This is a genomic window from Polaromonas sp. P1_G4 (assembly GCF_056405475.1).
In genome coordinates this window covers 1-6,522 of sequence record NZ_JBFUCA010000225.1, presented here as the reverse complement: position 1 = coordinate 6,522, position 6,522 = coordinate 1, and the positions used below count along the sequence as shown (strand labels likewise).

6 protein-coding genes are annotated in these 6,522 nt (G+C 61.5%); 1 reads left to right on the top strand and 5 read right to left on the bottom strand.

Going from position 1 to position 6,522, the window contains the following annotated elements:
- Positions 1–29 precede the first annotated feature (29 nt).
- Entirely contained in the window at positions 30–1,109 is a 1,080-nt protein-coding gene (locus tag AC1D1X_RS12645; protein ID WP_477667987.1) for a TRAP transporter substrate-binding protein, read from the top strand.
- 203 nt (positions 1,110–1,312) lie between these two features.
- Here AC1D1X_RS12645 and AC1D1X_RS12640 read toward each other — a convergent pair whose 3' ends face one another.
- The 5 genes from AC1D1X_RS12640 to AC1D1X_RS12620 form a co-directional block, all read right to left on the bottom strand.
- Positions 1,313–1,810: a hypothetical protein gene (locus AC1D1X_RS12640; protein ID WP_477667986.1), complete on the bottom strand. Its 498-nt coding sequence runs from the start codon at positions 1,808–1,810 to the stop codon at positions 1,313–1,315.
- A 104-nt stretch (positions 1,811–1,914) separates the two neighbouring features.
- On the bottom strand, positions 1,915–3,456 hold the full coding sequence (locus AC1D1X_RS12635) for a TRAP transporter large permease (RefSeq protein WP_477698385.1): 1,542 nt from the start codon (positions 3,454–3,456) through the stop codon (positions 1,915–1,917).
- A 47-nt stretch (positions 3,457–3,503) separates the two neighbouring features.
- The gene (locus AC1D1X_RS12630; protein WP_477667984.1) at positions 3,504–4,043 is read right to left on the bottom strand and encodes a TRAP transporter small permease subunit; all 540 of its coding nucleotides are present in this window, start codon (positions 4,041–4,043) and stop codon (positions 3,504–3,506) included.
- A 165-nt stretch (positions 4,044–4,208) separates the two neighbouring features.
- Entirely contained in the window at positions 4,209–5,270 is a 1,062-nt protein-coding gene (gene selD, locus AC1D1X_RS12625; RefSeq protein WP_477698384.1) for a selenide, water dikinase SelD, read from the bottom strand.
- Positions 5,271–5,397: 127 nt separating this feature from the next.
- A partial coding sequence (locus AC1D1X_RS12620; RefSeq protein ID WP_477698383.1) for a FimL-related protein occupies positions 5,398–6,522 on the bottom strand: 1,125 nt, incomplete at its 5' end.

Genomic DNA, 6,522 nt, shown 5'->3' with positions numbered 1-6,522 from the left:
CCCGACCACCCTTCAGGAGATAGCATTTAATGGATCGTCGTTCACTTATCAAAAACGCCGGTATTGCCGGTGTACTGGCCGCCGGTGTGGCACCCGCTGTTCACGCCCAGGCCGCCATCCGCTGGCGCCTGGCTTCCAGTTTCCCCAAGCCGCTTGACACCATTTACGGCGGTGCCGAAGTTTTCGCCAAGAAGGTCAGCGAAATGACTGGCGGCAAATTCCAGATCAGCGTCCATGCCGCCGGCGAACTGATGCCTGCTTTTGGTGTGGTCGACGGCGTTGGCCAAGGCTCCGTGGAAATGTGCCACACCGTCCCGTATTACTACTTCGGCAAGAACGAAGCCTTTGCGATCGGTGCAGCAATTCCATTCGGCATGAACTCACGCCAGATGTCGGCCTGGATGTACGAAGGCAACGGCCGCAAGCTCATGAATGAGTTCTATGCCAAATACAACCTGGTGAGCTTTCCTGGCGGCAACACCGGCACCCAGATGGGCGGCTGGTTCCGCAAGGAAATCAAGACCGTGGCCGACCTGAAAGGCCTGAAGTTCCGTATCGGCGGCTTTGCAGGCAAGGTGGTGGAGCGTCTCGGCGTGGTGCCGCAAAACCTTCCCGGCGGCGAAATCTACCAGGCCCTCGAAAAGGGCACGCTGGATGCTGCCGAGTGGGTCGGTCCTTACGACGACCAGAAACTGGGCTTCAACAAGGTGGCACCGTTTTACTACTACCCCGGCTGGTGGGAAGGCGGCCCTGAGGTTGATTTCTTCATCAACAACAAGGCGCTGGAAGCCCTGCCCGCGGAATACCGCGCCATCATTGAAGCCGCGGCTTCGCACGCCCATATCGACATGCAGGCCAAGTACGATGCGCGCAACCCGACCGCGCTGAAACAGCTGGTGGGCGCCAAGACCAAGGTCTTGCCCTTTCCCAAGCCCGTGCTTGATGCCTCGTTCAAGGCTTCAATGGATCTGTATGCCGAGCTGGCCGAGAAGAACCCTGACTGGAAGAAGATCTACAGCGATTACCGTGCTTTCCAGAAGGACCAGATCCTCTGGTTCCGTTTCGCCGAGTCGCGCTTCGACACTTACATGCAGGGTGTCACCTTATGAGCCCCCACGCTTTTCACTGCGTCTTCGACTTCGTGTAATGCGCTGCCCCCCGAGGGGGCCGCTGCGCCTGCGGCCCGGCGAAGCCGGTTCCGCGGCCCCTGCTTGAAAGGGAAATCAGTGGTTCCCCGTTTTCCCGGGAAAAAAAACCGCGACATGTCGCTTTTTTTTTTTGCCTGCCTTTCCGGCGGCAGTGAGCCGTGCCCTCAGCGTTGGCTGCGAAAGGTCTTCAACTCGCTTACCAGCCGTTCGAATTCTGCGACCATTTCGGGCGAGGCGGCGTAGAACACCGCGAACTTCCCCATCAAGGTACGCACATACAGACGCGGCGCGATYAGCCATTCGAGTCCGCGCACGCGGATCAGCTTGCCGTAGGCGAGTTCGCGCAGCTCCATGTGCTTGTCCCAGACCCAGCTCTGGTAGAGTCCTTGCTCGTCGAGGCGCGTGACGCTGCGCAGGATGTGCCACCAGGTGTAGCCCACCATCAGCAGCCCGGCGATAAACCACCCCCCGCCTGCAGCCGCGCCTGAGGCCCTCCCAGCCAGCCAGGCCTGGGCAAAAGCCGCGGCCAGCGCCAGCACGATGGCGGTCGCCAACACCTTGAAGGGCACGGAAAACGCCTGCCCCGAGATGCTCCCACCTGTTGGGGTGAACTTGAAGGGTGGCGGGCCAAAATAGGTGCTGGGGGCGGGTACGGGGTCCATGGAGTGCTCGCGGTCTGGAAAGGAAAAACTGACAGTATGGGCTGCCAATAAAAACGCCCCTCGCGAAAGGGGCGTTGGACGCTGGCCTGGAAGGCTGCGATCGGTTATTTGGTCTTGAACAGTTCGTCGACCTTTTTCTGTTCGTCGTCGGAATTCGGTTCTGCCGGCGGTGCCAGTGGATCGCTGCCTGTCGCACCGCTGGCCGCGCCCGCGGGTGGGGTCGCGCTTTCGTCGGCCGGGATTTCGATCTTGACTTTGYCCAGGTCGATCACCGCGGGTTTGTCGAGGAAGATCGTTACCGTCTGCGGCACGAAGATCACGATCGCCACAAGGATCAGCTGCATCGCCACCCAGGGAATCGCGCCCAGGTAGATGTCATTGGACTTGATCGGCTTGGGGATGCGCCCTTCCTTGAACAGCGTGTCGGCGATGCCGCGCAAATAGAACAGTGCGAAGCCGAAGGGCGGGTGCATGAAGCTGGTCTGCATGTTCACGCACAGCAGCACGCCGAACCAGATCAGGTCGATGCCCAGCTTGTCGGCGACGGGGCCCAGCATCGGCAGGATGATGAAAGCGATCTCGAAGAAGTCGAGGAAGAAGGCCAGGAAGAAGATGAACAGGTTGACGGCGATCAGGAAGCCGGTCTGGCCACCCGGCAGGCCGCTGAGCATGTGCTCGACCCACTTGGCACCGTCCACGCCCTGGAACACCATCGAGAAGACGCGCGCGCCGATCAGGATGAAGACGACCATGGCCGTCAGTCGCATCGTGCCGCTCATGGCCTCCCAGATCAGCGCGGGGGTCAGTCGCTTGTGCATGGCGGCCAGCACCAGTGCGCCCACCACACCCATGGCGCCGGCTTCCGTCGGCGTGGCGATGGCGGTGTCGATACCGGGCAGGCCGCCCATGGAGCCGAGCACCGCGAAGATCAGGATGGCCGAGGGAATGATGCCGCGCAGGCATTTGGCCCACAACGCCCAGCCGTTGAGCGTGCGTGCGGTTTTGGGCACACCGGGAACATGGTGCGGCTTGAACACGCCGAGCATGAAGGTGTAGCCCGCGAAGATCAGCACCTGCAGGATGGAGGGGCCCCAGGCGCCCTTGTACATGTCACCGACGGAGCGGCCCAGCTGGTCGGCCATCACGATCAGTACGAGTGACGGCGGCACCAGCTGCGTAATGGTGCCCGAGGCCGCCAGCACACCCGTGGCGTAGCGCATGTTGTAGCCGTAGCGGATCATCACGGGCAGCGAGATCAGCGCCATGGCGATCACCTGGCCGGCTACGGTGCCGGTAATGGCACCCAGGATGAAGCCGACGATGATGACCGAGTAGCCCAGGCCGCCCTTGGCCGGGCCGAACAGCTGGCCCATGGAGTCGAGCATGTCTTCGGCCAGGCCGCACTTTTCAAGGATGGCGCCCATGAAAGTGAAGAAGGGAATCGCCAGCAGCAACTCGTTCGACAAAATGCCGAACATGTTGAGCGGCAGGTTGGACATGAAGCTGGCGGGAAACCAGCCCATCTCGATGGCAAGGAAGCCCGAGGCCAGCCCGAGGGCGGCCAGCGAGAAGGCGACGGGAAAGCCGATCAGCATGATCAGCACGAGGCCCGCGAACATGATCGGGGCGAAATTTTCCATCTGCATGGGGTAGTCCTGAAAGTATTTTTATGGGAACGAGCGATGCAAACGGATCACTGAACCGGTTTTTCGTAGTGCGTATCCATCTCGAATTTGCCCTGGAGATAGCAGATGCGCTTGATGATTTCCGAGAGGCCCTGTACGAACATCAGACCGAAGCCCAGCGGCAGCAGCAGCATCGCCGGCCAGCGGATCAGTCCACCGGCATTGCCTGAGACTTCACCTGAGCGCAGCATGCTCATGAACAGCGGCCAGCTCAGGTAGGCCATCAGCCCCATCACCGGCAGCAGAAAGATGGCCAGACCGAAGATGTCTACATACACCGGCCCGTTGCCCTTGAGCTTGCCGTAAATGATGTCGACCCGCACGTGCTCGTTGAGCTTGAGGACCACAGGTGCGCCCAGCATCACGGTGGCGGCGAACAGGTACCACTGGATTTCAAGCCAGCCGTTGGAACTGATGTCCAGGCCGTAGCGCACAAAGGCGTTGCCGGCGGAAATCATCGCGGCGAGCAACACCGTCCAGGCGGCGATCTTGCCAAGTCGCGTGGTCAGCCAGTCGTAGGCCAGTGCGAGTTTGAGGAGTGCGGACACGGGATGTCTCCGATAAGTTCTTTTGAATGAGAAAGTACCCACCCGGGTACGTCGAGGCATGAATGGTACGACGGATGCCCGCTCCCGCACTGAATAAAGACTGACAAAAAATTTCCGGGTTTACCCTAGGGTTTTACGGCTTGTGCCAGACTCTCGCGCATTTTTTCAGCGTACGGCCAGCCCGTGGCCGGCGGTGACGTCCCCGATGACCGCTGCCTCGGCAAAGCCCTGGGCACGGAAAACTTCCAGAACCTCAGCAGCGCTGCCGGCGCTGCAGGACACCAGCAGGCCTCCCGAGGTTTGCGGGTCGCTGAGCAGGGCTTTGTCTACGTCGGCAAAGGCGGCGGGCAAACTCACTTCATTTCCATAGCTGGCCCAGTTGCGCCCCGAGGCGCCCGTCACACAGCCTTGTGCCGCGAGTTCGCGCGCGCCACTGACCAGCGGCACGCGATGCCAGTCGATACGCAGCTGGACGTCGGCCCCGCGGGCCAGTTCCAGGCCGTGGCCTGCCAGGCCAAAGCCGGTGATGTCGGTGAGTGCATGCACGCCTTCCATACGTGCCAGCTCGATACCCGGCTTGTTGAGCTGTGTGGTGAGCGCGATCATGCGGGCATAGCCTGCGGCATCCAGCTGTTCTTTTTTCAGCGCCGCTGACAGGATGCCGATGCCCAGCGGCTTGCCCAGCACCAGCACATCGCCAGTCCGGGCTCCGGAATTTTTCTTGACCCGCGATGGATGCACCAGGCCCAGCACCACCAGGCCATAAATCGGCTCGACCGAGTCGATGGTGTGGCCTCCCGCAATCGGAATGCCCGCATCGCGGCAAACGTCCTGCCCGCCGCGCAAGATGGCGCCTATGGTCTCCAGCGGCAGCACATTGATGGGCATGCCCACCAGCCCCAGCGCCATGATGGGCGTGCCGCCCATGGCATAGACGTCACTGATTGCATTGGTGGCGGCGATGYGGCCGAAGTCGTAGGGATCATCGACGATGGGCATGAAGAAATCGGTCGTCGCGATCAGCGCCTGCTCGTCATTGAGCAGGTAAACAGCCGCGTCGTCGGCAGTTTCAATGCCCACCAGCAGCTGCGGCGGAATCGGGAGGTTGCTGGAGTTTTTGAGAATTTCACTCAGCACGCCAGGCGCAATCTTGCAGCCGCAACCGCCGCCATGCRACAGGCTGGTGAGCCGGGGTGGGGTGCCCGGAAGTGTTTCAGGGGCGTTCATGGCGTGCTTTCAATGGCGTTCCCGCAGTACCGGCGGTGCGCGGGGGCGGCCAGTTTAAAACAAGGGTGTTTTCTCGGGCATTTCACCAGCTGCCTTCAGGCGCAACCCCGGCCGCGCTCCTGGCGGTTCAGTTGTCCTTGTCGGCCTTCAGTTCGCCTTTCACCGCGTCATACACAAACAGCTTTTTGGCCAGGCCGGGCTGGTAGTTGAGCATGTCAATCAGGAAACTCAAGGCTCCGAGATTGTTGCCGAGGCGATCGACCGATCCTGCCATGTGGGCCTGCTGCTCATTGGCACCAGGTTTGAGCATCTGTTCCACGAGTTCACGCATGTGCATTACCGCCAGGGCTGCCTGGTCTACCCCCAGCATGGACAGCACGCCCTGCATCTGCGCGAGTTGCCCTGGTACCACGGCCAGGGGTTTTTTGTCCTCCGGCGTGCGGAAAAAGCTGTCGAGGGATTTTTCCAGCACACCCAGGGCCACGCGCAGTTCACCCACCACGCTTCCCATGGTCTGTTTGTCGTTGACGCGCTGGTACAGCTCCTCCATCCACGACTCCAGGGGTTGTGGCTGTCCGCCCGTCCTGGCGCTTTCAAGCCGCTCCGCCAGCCGGGCTGTCCGGGCCCACAGGCGCGGGTCGTTGGGGTCGAAATCGTCAAACACGGCTTCCAGGTACAGCACGGCGGTTGCCACCTCCAGCGCCAGTTCGGGGCTGGGGGCCTGACCCGAGCTGACCGTCGAGGCGATCACGCGCGTCAGCGACCGCGCCATCGGCTCGCTCGGCGGATGCAGTTTGACCAGTGAATCCGTCACCAGGCTGAACTGGTCGTTCAGGGATTTGAACTTGCTCAGGTCTCCAGCGGTGGCTGCAGACCATGTTTCCTTTGCCGAGCTGATGCGCTTGCGGGCCTGTGCGATCAGGGCCGGGGCGAAGCGGCCGAACTGGACCGACTCATAGTCCACCGGCTTGAACCGCGTCAAGCCATAACTTGAACGAACCGCCGACAGCACCGGTGCGTCGCTGGAGCGCGGGACTTTCGCCTGGGAACACAGGAAAAGCAGATCTTCCGCAAGCCGGGCCGACGCCTCCGTACCCTTGGCCAGCCAGACATACTGCAGCAGGATGCGCAGGGTTGCACGCTTTACATAGAGATCGATTTTCAGCAGCCCTTTTGCCAGTGCTTCGAAATACGCCGCTGCTATTTTCCAGAAGGTCCTGGGTTCGATGCCGGTTTGAGCCTGGGCGAAGCC